General features: G+C 37.3%; 15 protein-coding genes. 4 read left to right on the top strand and 11 right to left on the bottom strand.

Annotated elements, in window-relative coordinates:
- Position 1 precedes the first annotated feature (1 nt).
- Both BGO88_RS17390 and BGO88_RS08415 read left to right on the top strand, forming a co-directional pair.
- On the top strand, positions 2–166 hold the full coding sequence (locus BGO88_RS17390) for a T9SS type A sorting domain-containing protein (protein ID WP_353743398.1): 165 nt from the start codon (positions 2–4) through the stop codon (positions 164–166).
- A gap of 620 nt (positions 167–786) precedes the next feature.
- The gene (locus tag BGO88_RS08415) at positions 787–1,137 is read left to right on the top strand and encodes a hypothetical protein (RefSeq protein WP_056068195.1); all 351 of its coding nucleotides are present in this window, start codon (positions 787–789) and stop codon (positions 1,135–1,137) included.
- Between the two features lie 237 nt (positions 1,138–1,374).
- Here the strand turns inward: BGO88_RS08415 and BGO88_RS08420 are convergent, their stop codons facing one another.
- The 4 genes from BGO88_RS08420 to BGO88_RS08435 form a co-directional block, all read right to left on the bottom strand.
- The gene (locus BGO88_RS08420) at positions 1,375–1,608 is read right to left on the bottom strand and encodes a hypothetical protein (protein WP_101471300.1); all 234 of its coding nucleotides are present in this window, start codon (positions 1,606–1,608) and stop codon (positions 1,375–1,377) included.
- Positions 1,609–1,860: 252 nt separating this feature from the next.
- Complete coding sequence (locus BGO88_RS08425) at positions 1,861–4,002, bottom strand: S46 family peptidase (RefSeq protein ID WP_286706593.1); 2,142 nt, start codon at positions 4,000–4,002, stop codon at positions 1,861–1,863.
- A gap of 97 nt (positions 4,003–4,099) precedes the next feature.
- The gene (locus BGO88_RS08430; protein WP_056068200.1) at positions 4,100–4,546 is read right to left on the bottom strand and encodes a GNAT family N-acetyltransferase; all 447 of its coding nucleotides are present in this window, start codon (positions 4,544–4,546) and stop codon (positions 4,100–4,102) included.
- Between the two features lie 20 nt (positions 4,547–4,566).
- Positions 4,567–5,793: a 3-deoxy-D-manno-octulosonic acid transferase gene (locus BGO88_RS08435; protein ID WP_286706594.1), complete on the bottom strand. Its 1,227-nt coding sequence runs from the start codon at positions 5,791–5,793 to the stop codon at positions 4,567–4,569.
- A gap of 99 nt (positions 5,794–5,892) precedes the next feature.
- Between BGO88_RS08435 and BGO88_RS08440 the strand changes: the two genes are divergently transcribed.
- The gene (locus BGO88_RS08440; RefSeq protein ID WP_286706595.1) at positions 5,893–7,023 is read left to right on the top strand and encodes a DegT/DnrJ/EryC1/StrS family aminotransferase; all 1,131 of its coding nucleotides are present in this window, start codon (positions 5,893–5,895) and stop codon (positions 7,021–7,023) included.
- A gap of 69 nt (positions 7,024–7,092) precedes the next feature.
- Entirely contained in the window at positions 7,093–8,109 is a 1,017-nt protein-coding gene (galE, locus tag BGO88_RS08445; RefSeq protein ID WP_101472030.1) for a UDP-glucose 4-epimerase GalE, read from the top strand.
- Between the two features lie 56 nt (positions 8,110–8,165).
- Here galE and fabD read toward each other — a convergent pair whose 3' ends face one another.
- The 7 genes from fabD to BGO88_RS08480 all read right to left on the bottom strand — a co-directional run bounded on the left by fabD (position 8,166) and on the right by BGO88_RS08480 (position 14,289).
- Complete coding sequence (gene fabD, locus BGO88_RS08450; protein ID WP_056068209.1) at positions 8,166–9,041, bottom strand: ACP S-malonyltransferase; 876 nt, start codon at positions 9,039–9,041, stop codon at positions 8,166–8,168.
- Between the two features lie 33 nt (positions 9,042–9,074).
- Complete coding sequence (locus BGO88_RS08455; RefSeq protein WP_286706596.1) at positions 9,075–9,743, bottom strand: YiiX/YebB-like N1pC/P60 family cysteine hydrolase; 669 nt, start codon at positions 9,741–9,743, stop codon at positions 9,075–9,077.
- 36 nt (positions 9,744–9,779) lie between these two features.
- The gene (locus BGO88_RS08460) at positions 9,780–10,295 is read right to left on the bottom strand and encodes a DUF4878 domain-containing protein (protein ID WP_056068213.1); all 516 of its coding nucleotides are present in this window, start codon (positions 10,293–10,295) and stop codon (positions 9,780–9,782) included.
- A gap of 129 nt (positions 10,296–10,424) precedes the next feature.
- Positions 10,425–11,351: a bestrophin family protein gene (locus BGO88_RS08465; RefSeq protein WP_235498569.1), complete on the bottom strand. Its 927-nt coding sequence runs from the start codon at positions 11,349–11,351 to the stop codon at positions 10,425–10,427.
- Between the two features lie 69 nt (positions 11,352–11,420).
- Positions 11,421–12,143, bottom strand: coding sequence for a hypothetical protein (locus BGO88_RS08470; RefSeq protein ID WP_286706597.1), 723 nt, complete (start codon positions 12,141–12,143; stop codon positions 11,421–11,423).
- A 77-nt stretch (positions 12,144–12,220) separates the two neighbouring features.
- Positions 12,221–13,609 (bottom strand): HAMP domain-containing sensor histidine kinase, encoded by a 1,389-nt coding sequence (locus BGO88_RS08475; RefSeq protein ID WP_056068219.1) that lies wholly within the window; start codon positions 13,607–13,609, stop codon positions 12,221–12,223.
- On the bottom strand, positions 13,609–14,289 hold the full coding sequence (locus BGO88_RS08480) for a response regulator transcription factor (RefSeq protein ID WP_056068221.1): 681 nt from the start codon (positions 14,287–14,289) through the stop codon (positions 13,609–13,611). Before BGO88_RS08480 ends, BGO88_RS08475 begins: the two co-directional genes overlap by 1 nt.
- Positions 14,290–14,332: the final 43 nt, after the last annotated feature.

Genomic DNA, 14,332 nt, shown 5'->3' on the forward strand with positions numbered 1-14,332 from the left:
AATTACAGCCGTTTCCATATACAATCTGCTGGGCCAGGAAATATTCAGCAAGTCCATTCAGGCCAATGAAGCAGCACTCAATTTATCTGTTTTGTCGCCAGGAACCTATTTGGTAAAGGTAGCCTCTGCCGATAATACACAGACACTGAAAATTGTAAAACAGTAATCCCCCTTTTTTGCAGGAATAAAAATTTTCACGTGAAAATAAAAAAGCACCTTTTGGGTGCTTTTTTTATTTTATAGGATTGTAATATAGTTTGGAAACCTGCCACGTCTGCAAGACCTGAAAGACTTCGGTTAATCCGATCCTTATCCACTAGTCTATTTTCATATCTGTAATATATTTAACAGTCAGGATTTTGCTATTGTTTAATTTCAATCTGGTTCCGGGCTTTATCTTTGTTAGCAAATCTTCATTGCCTGATTTTTCTACAAGGAACTGCTGTGTATTTCCCCAGTCTAATTCCTGTTTGTATGGCTGAATTCCGACACCCTGTTTCCAAAAACCGTTTTAGGTTGTATAAGATAAAAATATGGTAATTCTTATGAAAAGCCTGGCAAGGAGTCTTTGAAGGTTAATGTGAAGAATTGTTTTAAAATACGCGATGTTCTTTAGTGTTGGCATTCAATATGTTTGTAATTTTAGCCTTTCAATTATTAATGTCTTCTTGTGAAGACTCAAATTTATTCTTATATTTGGACTACTATCATTAAAAAGAGTAATCAATTAATGAAAAAGCCTCTCTATTGAGAGGCTTTTTTGTCTTTAACTATTTTGGATTTTATATGGGCGCATTCGTTATCAGTAAAAAAGATGAAGATCACTACAAGTTTGTTTATACTTCGCGAAAAGGTAAGATTGTCTTTACCAGTATGACGTATGAATTGAAAATGGATTGCGAGAGCGATATTGAAATTATCAAGGCAAAGGCAGAAACAGCACTCTGTTTGAAATTTAAGGCCTCCAGTGGCAAGTATTTCTATAAACTGATTATAGACAGTAAGATTTATGCGGTTAGCCGGAAATTCAATACGGAATTACGTTTGGCAAAAGGAATAGCCGAAGTGGCTTTGTATGTGCCCAAAGCCGAGGTGTTGGATTTTACCGGAGCCGATATTTTTGCAGATTTGCCTTAAATTTAATTGATTAACAAAGATTAAATCTTAAACAATAATAAGTTTGTGTTTTTCTTGTTTGCGGCTCTGCGCCTTTGCGTGAAATAATTGCTCGCAAAGGTGCAGAGCCGCAAAGTTTCTGGATAATATAGATGTAGAATAATGCCTGTCTGTTATAAACTTCCTTATGGCTATTTTAACTATAAGGCATAAAAAAACCCTGCTTTTGGCAGGGTTATTTTTTTTACTGTGTGCTAATTATTGTTTAGCAGGAGCAGCAGCTTCAGCTTTAGCTTCTTCAACTTTAGCTTCTTCAGCAACTTTAGTGCTATCAACAGTAGCTTCAGCGTTTACTTCAGCATTTTCAACAGCTTGAGTAGCCTCAACTTCTGTAGCTTCAACAGCAGCCTCTTCAGCTGGTTTTTCAGTTTCTTTGCAAGAAACAAATGCCATAGTAGCAACTAATGCTAAGCTTAATACAACTTTTTTCATCTTACTAAATTATAAAGGTTAATTATTAATTCGGAGCAAAGATATAAATTTTTTAATATCTTAAAATATTTATTGAACTTTTTTTTAAAGATTTTTTTTTAAAATAAATTCCTTGAATTACAAGGCTTTAAATGAGGTCTTTGTCATTCAATGCTTGTTAAAAACCCTGATTGAAGTTCCGATTCGTCAAATTTTCAAATTTGCCGCCCTATTTTTCGTCAATCTTTAAAAAAACAGGGCGTAAATTATCAATTATTTCTTTCCTCCAACGACCTTCATTTCATTGATTAGGTGTTTTGCGCCGGCAAATTTGTCAATGATAAAAAGCACATATCTCATATCGACCATAATATTTCTACAAATAGCAGGGTCATAGTAAATATCACTCATTGTTCCTTCCCATACACGGTCAAAGTTTAATCCGATAAGATTTCCTTTGGCATCTATAGCCGGGCTTCCTGAATTTCCTCCAGTAGTGTGGTTAGTTCCAATAAAACAAACCGGCATCTTACCGTTTTTGCCATACTGTCCGTAATCTTTTTTATTATAAAGGTCAATCAGTTTAGCAGGTACGTCAAATTCATAATCGCCGGGAATGTATTTTTCCATTACACCATCCAGATAGGTAGTGTGGTTATAGGTAACGGCATCGCTTGGAGAATAGCCTTTTACTTTTCCATAGGTTACTCTTAAGGTGCTGTTGGCATCCGGAAAAATTCTTGCTTCTTTAGGGCTTAACTCTAAAATGCCTTTCATGTAGGTTCTTTGTAATGCCGCAATCCTAAGATTGATTTCGTCATATTTTGGAGCCACCTCTTTTAGGTAAACATCTGCCATCGATTTTACAAACTGATAACCTTTGTCTGCATTAATCTTAGCCAGGACACTTTTTGTATCGCCGATCAATAATTCTTTCAGGCCTTTGTATGTTGTCAGTTTTGACTGGTCGTAAATTTTGTCGGTCAGTTTTTTATAATCTGAATTTTTCATGCTGGCCGGCAAAAACTGCTTTGGTACTTTGGTAGCATATAATTCGATTAACTGTTCAAAAACTTTTTCGTCTACAGTAGCGTTGAAATCTTTATAAGTTTCTTCCAAAGCTTTGATGGTTGCTTCTTTTCTGTCTTTAAAAGATTGTTCTCCTCGGGCATTATATACCTGTTCCAATTGGTAAAGACGGTAGCCTATAGTTAACATTTCCGTATTTCTTAAAACGACCTCAGTAAAATAGTCTCTGCTTAAAGCATACGGAGCAATTTCTTTATAATTTTTTTCAAAGTCTGTAAACAGATTTCCATATTCAGCCTGTTTTCCGGCTTTGTTTACTTTTTCAAGAAAGTCTTTTTCAAATTTCTTTTTTGCTTCAATGGCATTTGATTTTTTCAAGCCCTGGGTTTCGCCAATCCATTTTTTCCAATAGTTGGCAATGCTGGCATATTTGGAAGCATATTGGATTTTGATTGCCTTATCTTTTCTCATAAAGCCGTCGGCCACTTTTAAGGCTTTGTCTCTGATTTCAATTTTAGCAGGATTTAATTCGTTTATAATCTGTTCTACGGCAACAGAAGGAAGATATTCCGTGGTTCTGCCAGGATATCCGAAAACAAGCGTGAAATCATTTTCTTCTACCCCTTTTATAGAAACCGGAAGATAGTGTTTTGGGGTATAAGGCACGTTGTCTTTTGAATAGGCCGCCGGACGATTGTTTTTGTCTGCATAAATTCTGAACAAAGAGAAATCTCCTGTGTGTCTTGGCCATACCCAGTTGTCTGTATCGGAACCGAATTTTCCGATAGATGATGGCGGAGCACCAACCAAACGCACGTCTTTATAGCTTTCAACTACAAAAAGGATGTATTGGTTTCCTTCATAAAAAGTACGGATACGGTTTTCCTGCCAGGCTTCCTTTGGAGAAGACTTTGTCAGGGAAGCGATGTTTTCCTGAATTTTTTTCTGTTTATCAGCTTCTGAAGAAATAGCTGCAACTCCATCTAAAATTTTGGCAGTTACGTCCTCAATTTTTACGATAAAGGTTACCTCAAGGTCCGGATTTGGAAGTTCTTCTTCCAGACTCATGGCCCAGAAACCATCTGTCAAATAATCATGGTCTATAGTGGAGTGGGATTGGATTTCTCCAAAACCACAGTGATGGTTGGTAAGAAGTAATCCTTTTGGAGAGATAACTTCGGAAGTACAGCCACCGTTAAATTGAGGTACTGCATCTTTAAGGCTCGATTTGTTTACGTCATAAATGTCTGAAGCCGACATTTTCATTCCCAGATTTTTCATTTCTGTTTCATTCATCCCTTTTAAAAGTGATGGAATCCACATTCCGCCTTGCTGCGAATAGGCAGGAAGAACCAGTAAAAGGACAATAAGTCTTAAAAATTTCATAGGTAAAAATTGAAGTTTAGAGGTCGCAATTTACAATTTTTTGCTCCAAAACCGAACTATTTAACGGTTTCTGAAATTTTTAAGTGTTCTTAGGAAGTTATTTTAGCGTCAGTTTCATGAGGCTTCGGTTGTGAACCACAAAATCTTTAGAGAGGTATAATTTCTGGGCAATCTCGTTGTGATTCTCTATTTCGAGGTAGATGATTTTAAGTGACAGTGAAAGGGCTTCCTGATGGATGAAGTCCAATGCCTTTTTGCCTATCCCTTTGCCACGTGCTTTATCCGAAATGTATAATTCATCCAAAAAAGCGATAGTTCCTTTGTATTCAAAGCTAAAAACAAATGTCAGTATTATATAGCCTACTATTTCTTCATCGGAATAAATCAGCCAGGCTTTTCCCAGGTGCGGATTTTCTATGAATTCCAAAAATAAGGCTTTGGAAATAGCAATATCAATGGGGTAATTATCGATGCTGTAAAATTCCTGCATCATGGGTACGATGGTATCAATGTCTGAAGTTTGTATAGGTCTGAAAGTTGTCATGTTTTTTTTGGATTATAGTTTTATAAATTCTTCAGGATTATTTCTGTGGCGTTTTTATTCATCTGGACAAAAGTGCTGGCAATATGCCCTTTTTCAGAACGTTCGTCTTCGTTTTGGATTAAGAAAGAAAGGGTTTCTTCTAATTCTTTTTTGTTTTTTACCGGAATGCAGCCGCCCATTCCTACTAAGGCAACAGCTTCTGAAAATTTAATGTAATTTGGTCCGATAATGATGGGTATGCCAAAAGTGGCGGGCTCTAAAATATTATGCAAACCGGAGGTTCCAAAACCGCCTCCTACATAAGCAATGTCCGCATAACTGTAGATTTTTGTCAGGATGCCAATTGTGTCAATGATAAAAACATCATAATCTGCCAGGGTTTTATTCTTTAGTTCAGAAAACAGTATAGTCTTTTTTGAAATGCTGTTTTTCAGTTCGCTAATCTGTTCGGGTTTTACATTATGAGGAGCGATGATAAATTTGACGCCAAAAGGATTGGTGTTTATGAAATTAACCAATTGGGTTTCGTCTTTTGGCCAGGTACTTCCACAAACGACAGTCAGTTTGCCGTCTTTGAATTTTTCTACAAAATCTAAAGAGTTGTCTCTGTTCAGGATTTTTAATACCCGGTCAAAACGAGTGTCGCCGCTTATTTTTACATTTTGAAAACCAATTTGTTGTAATAATAATTTGGAACTTTCATTCTGTACAAAAAACATCTTGAAAGCGGTCAGGGCTTTTCTGTAAAAACCGCCATACCATTTAAAGAAAATCTGGTCTTTTCTGAAAATACCGGAGAAAAGATAGGTTGGGATGTTCTGTTCCTTTAATTCCTTTAAATAATTCGGCCAGTATTCATATTTGATAAAAAATGCCATTTCAGGATGTACCAGCCTTAGAAATTCAGCAGTATTTTTTTTCGTGTCCAACGGAAGGTATACGATTACATCTGCTGCAGTTGAGTTTTTCCTGACTTCATATCCCGAAGGCGAAAAAAAGGTCAGTACGATTTTATGTTCCGGATACAGGCCGCGGATTTTTTCCATAACAGGAAGTCCCTGCTCAAATTCACCAAGCGAAGCCGAATGAAACCAGATGGTTTTGTCTGTTGGCTGGATTTTGTTGCCTAAAGTTCTGAAAACATTTTTTCTGCCGTTTACAAAAAGCTTCATTTTCGGATTGAAAAATGCGATTGCCTTTAGGGCATATCCCGCAATGATTACCAACAGATTATAAAGAAAAAACATACGCCTGATTTTGAATTGCTAAAATACGCTAGTTTCGAGAAATTTCATTGGTCGTCCGTCATTTTATTAGTAGTTTTGCTTGTTTTAAATTTAATTTAGATGAAAAAAATCCAAATGGTTGACCTTAAAGGTCAATACGAAAATATAAAGGAAACAGTAAACAATTCTATTCAGGAAGTTCTCGATACTAATACCTATATTAACGGACCTGAAGTTCACAAATTTCAAAAAAATCTTGAAGAATACCTGGGAGCAAAACACGTGATTCCATGTGCTAATGGAACTGATGCTTTGCAGATTGCCATGATGGCGCTGGATTTAAAACCAGGGGATGAGGTTATCACGGCAGATTTTACTTTTGCGGCAACAGTAGAAGTAATTGCCCTTTTGCAGCTGACTCCGGTTTTGGTAGATGTTGAAATAGATACTTTTAATATTTCTGTCGAGGCGATAAAAAAAGCAATTACGCCAAAAACCAAAGCTATTGTTCCGGTTCACCTTTTTGGACAGGCAGCCAATATGGAGGTCATCATGCAGTTGGCAAAAGAACATAATTTGTATGTGATTGAAGATAATGCTCAGGCAATTGGAGCAAACTACAAATATTTTGATGGCAAAAAAGAAAAAGTAGGTGTGATAGGTCATGTGGCTTCAACTTCCTTTTTCCCTTCCAAAAATTTAGGATGTTATGGTGACGGTGGAGCTATTTTTACCAATGATGACGATTTGGCTCACAAGCTGCGAGGCATAGTAAACCACGGTATGTATGTGCGCTACCACCACGATGTTGTTGGGGTAAATTCCCGTTTGGATAGCATACAGGCAGCGGTTTTAAATGCAAAACTTCCGCTTTTGGATGAATATAATGCGGCAAGACAGCTTGCGGCTCAAAAATACAGCCAGGCTTTGGCAAATCATGACAAAATAGTTACACCTTATATTGCAGGTGAAAGAGATTCGCATGTTTTCCACCAATATACTTTAAGAATATTGGATGCAGACCGAAATGCTTTAATGCAGCATTTATTGGATAAGGGCATTCCATGTGCCATTTACTACCCAATTCCGTTGCACAGCCAGAAAGCCTATCTTGACCCACGTTATAAGGAAGAAGATTTCCCGATTACAAACCAATTGGTGCAGGAAGTAATTTCATTGCCAATGCATACAGAACTGGACGACGAGCAGATTAAGTTTATCACAGATTCTATTTTGGAATTCCTGGCATAGTACAAGAATTTTACAAAAACAGCAAACACCTTTTTAATTTTTCCATCGTCTATCAAAAGAGTAAGTAAATTGAAAAAAATATTAGTAACAGGAGGCTTAGGTTTCATTGGCTCACATACAGTTGTCGAATTGCAGAACGAAGGTTTTGAAGTCGTAATTATTGATAATCTTTCAAATGCTGAAGAAAAGGTTCTGCATGGAATTGAGGCGATTACCGGCCAAAAACCGATTTTTGAAAATCTTGATTTGAGAGAAAAAGAAGCTGTAAGGGCCTTTTTTAAAAAATACAACGATATTGCGGGGGTTATTCATTTTGCGGCCTCAAAAGCAGTAGGTGAGAGCGTGGAAAATCCACTATTATATTATGAAAATAATATTAACGCTTTGGTTTATATATTGCAGGAATTGCAGTCAAAGCCAGGAGCCGATTTTATTTTTAGTTCTTCCTGTACGGTATATGGTCAGGCAGAAAAAATGCCAATAACAGAAGATGCTTCTATTCAACTGGCGGCTTCTCCATATGGAAATACAAAACAGATAGGTGAGGAAATAATCCGGGATGTAGCAAAAGTGTCTAATATTAATGCGATTCTTTTGCGTTATTTCAACCCGATTGGAGCGCATCCTTCGGCAGAAATTGGAGAACTTCCTATCGGAGTGCCGCAAAATCTGGTGCCTTTTATTACTCAGACAGGTATAGGAATGAGGAAGGAACTTTCGGTTTTTGGTTCAGATTATCCTACGCCTGACGGTACATGCATCCGTGACTATATTCATGTTGTAGATTTGGCTAAAGCCCATGTTGTTGCCCTGAAACGATTGATTGACAAAAAAAATGAGACTGCTGTTGAAGTTTTTAATGTGGGAACAGGTAAAGGTAGCAGCGTTTTAGAGGTTATTCGTTCTTTTGAAAAAGTCAGCGGACAAAAATTACCTTATAAATTGGTTGAAAGACGTGATGGTGATGTAATAGAAGCTTATGCAGATACCCAAAAGGCAAATTCTGTGTTGGGTTGGAAAGCACAATCGACTCTGGATGAAGCTATCGAAAGTGCCTGGAAATGGGAAAAGAAAATCAGAAGCTAAATAATAAAAAATCCCGCATTTATTAAATGCGGGATTTTTTTATGCTGTATAATAGATTAGGCAGAGAAAGTAGCCGCTTCTTTGTCAATTTTATTGACCAATCCAATCAGTACTTTTCCAGGTCCTACTTCTGTAAAAGAAGTGGCACCATCTTTAATCATTTGCTGTACAGACTGTGTCCACTTTACAGGAGCTGTCAATTGTGTGATAAGATTCTTCTTAATCTCAATTGGGTCAGAAACTGCGCTTGCAGGCACATTTTGGTATACCGGACATATAGGTTGGGAAAAAACCGTATTTTCGATAGCAGCAGCCAATTCTTCTCTGGCAGGTTCCATCATTGGAGAGTGGAAAGCACCTCCAACAGGAAGAATCAGGGCGCGTTTTGCTCCGGCAGCTTTCATGGCTTCACAGGCTTTTTCAACTGCTGTCGTCTCACCTGAAATTACAAGCTGTCCCGGACAGTTATAGTTAGCAGCCACTACAATGCCGTCAATAGAAGCACAAACTTCCTCAACAATATGGTCTTCTAAACCTAAAACTGCTGCCATGGTAGAAGGAGTAATTTCGCAGGCTTTTTGCATGGCCATGGCTCTTTGTGAAACCAATTTTAGTCCGTCTTCGAATGATAGGGTGCCATTGGCAACCAGGGCAGAAAATTCGCCTAAAGAGTGACCGGCTACCATTTCCGGTTTGAAATCATTGCCCAATGTTTTGGCAAGGATAACAGAGTGGAGGAAAACGGCAGGTTGCGTTACTTTGGTTTCTTTCAGCTGTTCAGCTGTTCCTTCAAACATAATATCTGTGATTCGAAAGCCTAAAATAGCATTGGCTCTTTCGAATAATTCTTTTGCTAGTTCTGATTGTTCGTATAGGTCTTTTCCCATTCCTGTGAATTGGGCTCCCTGACCTGGAAATACGTATGCCTTCATTTGTTCTCGGTTTTGTTTATTGTCGCAAAAATACTATTTATTCTTAATATCGTATTGATTTATCTTAATGTCGAAATATTGGGTATCATACATCGGAGTCATAGAAAAAAAGAATTTTTTTCGCGCCGCAGCTTCGGTAGGCAGGGTGACACTATGCAGGTCTTTTTCCAAAATTTTCCAAATCATTTCGGTACAGAAAAATTTTGTATCATCGTCAAAATCTCCTTTGTGGTCAAACGGAATATGCATGGCCAGATATTTTTGAGCCAGTTGTGAAATTTGCGCTCCCATTTTTTTGTCGCAATTTTTGGCACGTGTTACGATGATTTTGTTGGGGAAAGAATATTTAAGGAACTCTTTAAGCGGTTGTAGCTGTAATCCGTCAACGTCTGTCACATCTGAGGATAAAGAATGTACGACATAGAGTGAGTCATTTTTCTTTATGATAATGCCCGCATGTGTTACGTCAATAGGTCCTGAATTGAGCTCTTTGGAAATATAATCGCTAAAAAAGCCAAAGCCTCTGCGGAGTATAAAATCGCCTTCCTCGATTTTTGAAAGTTCATCTTCCGAAAGTCGGGTTATGGCTTCATTTTTTAGGATGGCCTTCTGTTCTGATTTTTTATCAAAATAAAAGAAAAGTTTGTAGGCAATAATTCCTAAAACAAAAAGCATTGCCGTATAAAAGATAAATTTCTTCATTAGGCAATGCTTTTTTAAATGTTAGGGTTTGTTAGATTATTCTGCTGTTTCTGTTGAATCAGCAGGAACAACTGGTTCATCAGCAGGGGCTGCCAAAGAATCAGTAGCTTCCATATCAGCACCTGGAGCTTTAGCTCCTTCTTTGTTAGCGTTTTCTTTGTCGATAGTTACTTTCCATTTTCCGTCAACTTTCACAAGGTTAAGAGTTTGCTCAGCAGCAGCTTCTGCTTTTCCTCCAACAGTTTTGTATTTTACTGTAGCCTTATCGTCTTTAACTTCAGAAGAAATAATTTCAACTTTTGCGTCGTTCTTTTTTAGCTCGTCTTTTTTAGCGCCAGCCATAGATTCCATCATTCCGATTAATGAAGCAGTTTGCTCATCACAATATTCTTTTGCTTCCTTAAATTCTCCTTTGTTGATGTGGTTTAAGAATTTCTCTGCTACCGCCTCAGGATTGCTGTCGTTAGAACATGAAACAAAAAAAGTGAAGGATAAAAATCCTAAGATTAAGAATGCTTTGCCAGCAATGCTTCTGAAAGTGTTTGTCTTCATAAATTGTTTTGTTAGATTTATGTAAAAGTAAAATTTTTTCAGATATAACAAATAAAGAGAGTATAAAATGTTTCTGTATAAACTAAAAACCGGCCTTAATGGAAGGCCGGTTTAGAAAAAGGGATTAAACTACAGTACAAAATACGAATTTTTAACAGGTTGTATATGATGGAGTTCAACTTCAGGTTTTTTGGCCGGAGTTTCAAATTCGTCACGGAATTCATTTACCATCTGAACCAGGTTCTTTTCGATTGTACTTGAAATAGCAGTCATTGGCGTATCTGTTGGTCGGTTCTCAAACGGATCCTGCAGGTGGATAGCCATCTTTTCAATCAGGAAAAATGCCGCACCAATGGTTGTTACCAGCGGAATCTGTAGCCAGCCTAATAAATCCGTAAGCCCAAAAGGCAAAAGGATGATAAAAAGGCACAACGTGAAACGGATGTACATGCTATAGGTTGTCGGGAAAATTGTATTTTTGATTCTTTCACACTTTCCCATAGAATCACATAATCTTGTCAGCGTATTGTCAATCTCTACTTGCTGGTAAGTGTTTATTTTTCCTTGTTCGTTAGCTTTTTTCAGGTCTTTGGAATGCAACAGCAATATTGCATTAGGAACGTGCTTGTGCTTTTTAATATATTTGAAATCTTCGTCACTTAAAATTTGCTTTACTGCTTTTAAAGGGTCTTTTCCTCGCAATGACTGGCTAAGGCTGTAACACCAGGCAGCCTGTCTTTTTGCAAAATTTTCTTTGAAATCATTAGCTTCCACAGAAAAATCCGGGTCCTTATAGAAAGCAATAACCTGTCTGATTAATGTTCTGGAGTCGTTTACGATAGCACCCCAAATGATTCGTGCTTCCCACCAGCGGTCATAGGCCTGGTTGGATTTAAATGCCAACAGAAGTGATATGATGGTTCCGATAATTGTTGGGATTGCAATTGGAATGTTTATAGCGTTTGTCCCGTAATAATAAAGGAAAATTTCAAAGGAGATAACGTATAGGATGACTAAGAAAAGCTCGATTTTGATTTTTCCCAGTACATATTTCATTGGTATTTTCTTTTTTAGTAGCATATAAATATGTTTTGTTTTTTAATAATTTTTCCATGGCTTCCGGATTTAGACAATTTCCTCATATAAGGACAATACAGGCAATCCGAAGCTTTCATTGATGCTGAAATTTTTATTTTTCAGCTTGATTTTTTTAGGTTTTCTTGTTTCTATTAAAACATTGATGTTGTTTTTTGTAATGGTCTCTGTGAGTAAAGGTTGAATCTCTTCGGGCTTTTGGTCATTAAAAATGGTGGCCTGGCTTACAATTCTGAAATCAAAATGATTTTGAACAAGTTCCTGCAGGTCTTCTACATGCAGTTTTGATTTTGTCTGTTCCAAATACAGGGCTTTGCTCAAATCCTGTTCCTCGAAGTTTGGACTCAGGTGGAGTATCGGGCATTTGCAATTGGCAAGAATCTGCAGGAATTGATTGTGAATTCTTCTTTCGGTGTTTTTATAAGAAGGAGTCAGTATTGTCAATTCAATGTTAAGATGCTCCATCAGGTTTTTCATTACCGGAGCAGAAATTCCGTATTGATTGTGGATTTTTAGAGAGCAGTTTTGTGAAGCGGCAACCAGTTCGCGGCAACTATGCAAAATGCTTTTTTGCGAAACACTCATGTCGCTTTTAATGTTTCTTAAAAATGCGGCAGAGGAGTAAGTGTCCGGAATCTCACTAACCAAAGCTAAGTATATGGTACAGCTTTTTCCTTTTGACTGTTGGATGGCAACTTTTATGGCATTAATAGTGTCCTTTTCTAATGTTGATGGTATTAATAGATTTTTCATATGTATATCGGTTTTGATTATACATACAAAATAAGTGGGACGAAATTAGAACGGACTTAGATTAAAATTAGAATTTCCTAAGATTTCAGATTAGAATTTCTAATGTTGGTTTTGTGGAAGGTAATGTTTACAACGGTACCTTTTCCGGTTTCAGATTGAATATGCAGCTCTCCGTTGTGCATCCGGATGATTTTCATTGCCAAAGGCAGTCCTAAACCATAACCGTTATATTTGGATGCAATTTTTCCGCGAAAGAAAGGCTCATACAGATAAGGAATATCTTCAGGCGGAATACCAATTCCTATATCGGTAATCGCAATTTTAATTTTGGACTTGTCGGCAGAAAGCGTTACAAAAACCTCGTCATTGTCTGAATATTTTACGCCGTTTGAAATAATATTATTTAGTGCCAGTTCCAGCAATGGTCTGTTGCAGGGAATAGTCAGCAAGGATTCGTCTTCCGGAATGGCGTTTAGCTTGATGTTGACACGGTTGTCCGGAAATAAAGTGTCGATTGAAGCTTTTGCTTCCAAAAGGAGCTCATCGATTCTGGCAATATCCAAAACCTGCTTGGTTCCGTCATATCCGGTTTGGGTCAATTTCAGCAGACTTTCGGTTAAGTTCCCCAGTTTTGTAGCCTGGCGATTTATATTTTCTAATGAACCTACATATTCTTCAACTTCTCTTTCTTTTAAGAGCATGATTTCGGTTTCTGCTATAATTGTGGTGATTGGTGTTTTTAATTCGTGTGATGCATTGTTGATAAAGTTGGCCTGTATTTCGAAAGAAGTTTCCAGACGGTCCAACATATCATTAAAGGTTTTTGCAAGATCGGAAATCTCGTCATTTCCTTCTGCGTCTGCTAATCTGTTATGAAGATTGGAAGCGCTGATTCTTTTAACTTCTTTGGTAATTCTAGCCATTGGGTCAATAACCCGTCGTGCCAGAAGTCTTCCGAAAAAGAAAGCCAAAACCAGAAATCCGGCTCCTCCCAACACTAAAATCTGTATCATATAGATAGCGCTGGTATATCCTCTTCGGTCTTTAGCCGTAACGATTACCATATATTTTTGTCCGGATTCCTTAAAAATCTGACCGTAATAATAGCTGTAATTTTCTTCAATCCAGCTGGAGCCGGTTTTCATTACATTGGCATAAAATTCCGGAGGAAGGTGCAGGTCTGTATTATATTCAAAAGTATTTTCTCCGTTTACTTTTAGTACGAAGTCTTTTTCTTCTACCAGCTCTTCAAGTCCTTCTTTTTTGAATTCCTGAAAATAGCGCGTCTTGCGGAGGTCGTTTTGATAATAGATTGAAGAAGCAATTTTTGCCCTGTCCTGAAGTCTTTTTAAAAAATAATATTCATTATTCTGCTTGAACAGAAAAAAAACCAAAACGCTCAAAAGCAAGGTGCTAAAGCAGGAGAGTGCAATATAAGTGGCGGTAATTTTTTTTCGTATCTGCATCAGGATTGTGATTTTATAACATATCCAAGACCCTTGATGGTGTGGATTAATTTATTTTGGTAAGGTTTGTCTATTTTGTTTCTCAGATAATTGATGTAAACATCAACGACATTCGTATTCATGTCAAAATTAATGTCCCATACATTATCCAGAATCTTTTCGCGGGAAAGGATGATTTCCGTATTTTTTGCCAGATAATATAATAATTTGAATTCTTTGGCTGTGAGTTGTATTATTTCACCATTGCGTTTGACGGTTTTTGAACGTGAATCGATTTCCAAATCATCTATCTGAATTTTATCATTAGGCTTATGGTCCTGGTTTGACCTTCTTGCCAAAGCACCTATGCGGGCTTCCAGTTCTGAAAATTTGAAAGGTTTGGCCAGGTAATCATCAGCGCCGGCGTTCAATCCGGTAACAATGTTTTCTGTGGTTCCCAACGCGGTTAATAAGAGAATTGGTACAAAATTTTTAGAAGCCCTAAGCCGTCTGCAAATCTCTATTCCGTTAATATCCGGCAACATAATATCCATGACAATCACATCAAAATTATGATTCTGTATCATTTCCAGAGCAGTAGTGCCGTCAAGAGCAACACTGACTTCATTGTTTTTTTCGGAAAGTCCTTTTCGGATAATCGACAAAAGATTAGGCTCGTCTTCAACAATGAGTAGCTTCATAGAATAGGGGTTTGGTGCTCAAAAACAAAAGTAGAGATTGAAA

Origin of the sequence: Flavobacterium sp. 38-13 (assembly GCF_001899155.1) — a bacterium.
GTDB lineage: Bacteria > Bacteroidota > Bacteroidia > Flavobacteriales > Flavobacteriaceae > Flavobacterium > Flavobacterium lindanitolerans.

Coding starts and splice junctions, on each gene's coding strand:
- BGO88_RS08415 (WP_056068195.1), top strand. CDS start 787: ATGGGCGCATTCGTTATCAGTAAAAAAGATGAAGATCACTACAAGTTT.
- BGO88_RS08420 (WP_101471300.1), bottom strand. CDS start 1,608: ATGAAAAAAGTTGTATTAAGCTTAGCATTAGTTGCTACTATGGCATTT.
- BGO88_RS08425 (WP_286706593.1), bottom strand. CDS start 4,002: ATGAAATTTTTAAGACTTATTGTCCTTTTACTGGTTCTTCCTGCCTAT.
- BGO88_RS08430 (WP_056068200.1), bottom strand. CDS start 4,546: ATGACAACTTTCAGACCTATACAAACTTCAGACATTGATACCATCGTA.
- BGO88_RS08435 (WP_286706594.1), bottom strand. CDS start 5,793: ATGTTTTTTCTTTATAATCTGTTGGTAATCATTGCGGGATATGCCCTA.
- BGO88_RS08440 (WP_286706595.1), top strand. CDS start 5,893: ATGAAAAAAATCCAAATGGTTGACCTTAAAGGTCAATACGAAAATATA.
- fabD (WP_056068209.1), bottom strand. CDS start 9,041: ATGAAGGCATACGTATTTCCAGGTCAGGGAGCCCAATTCACAGGAATG.
- BGO88_RS08455 (WP_286706596.1), bottom strand. CDS start 9,743: ATGAAGAAATTTATCTTTTATACGGCAATGCTTTTTGTTTTAGGAATT.
- BGO88_RS08460 (WP_056068213.1), bottom strand. CDS start 10,295: ATGAAGACAAACACTTTCAGAAGCATTGCTGGCAAAGCATTCTTAATC.
- BGO88_RS08465 (WP_235498569.1), bottom strand. CDS start 11,351: ATGAAATATGTACTGGGAAAAATCAAAATCGAGCTTTTCTTAGTCATC.
- BGO88_RS08470 (WP_286706597.1), bottom strand. CDS start 12,143: ATGAAAAATCTATTAATACCATCAACATTAGAAAAGGACACTATTAAT.
- BGO88_RS08475 (WP_056068219.1), bottom strand. CDS start 13,609: ATGCAGATACGAAAAAAAATTACCGCCACTTATATTGCACTCTCCTGC.
- BGO88_RS08480 (WP_056068221.1), bottom strand. CDS start 14,289: ATGAAGCTACTCATTGTTGAAGACGAGCCTAATCTTTTGTCGATTATC.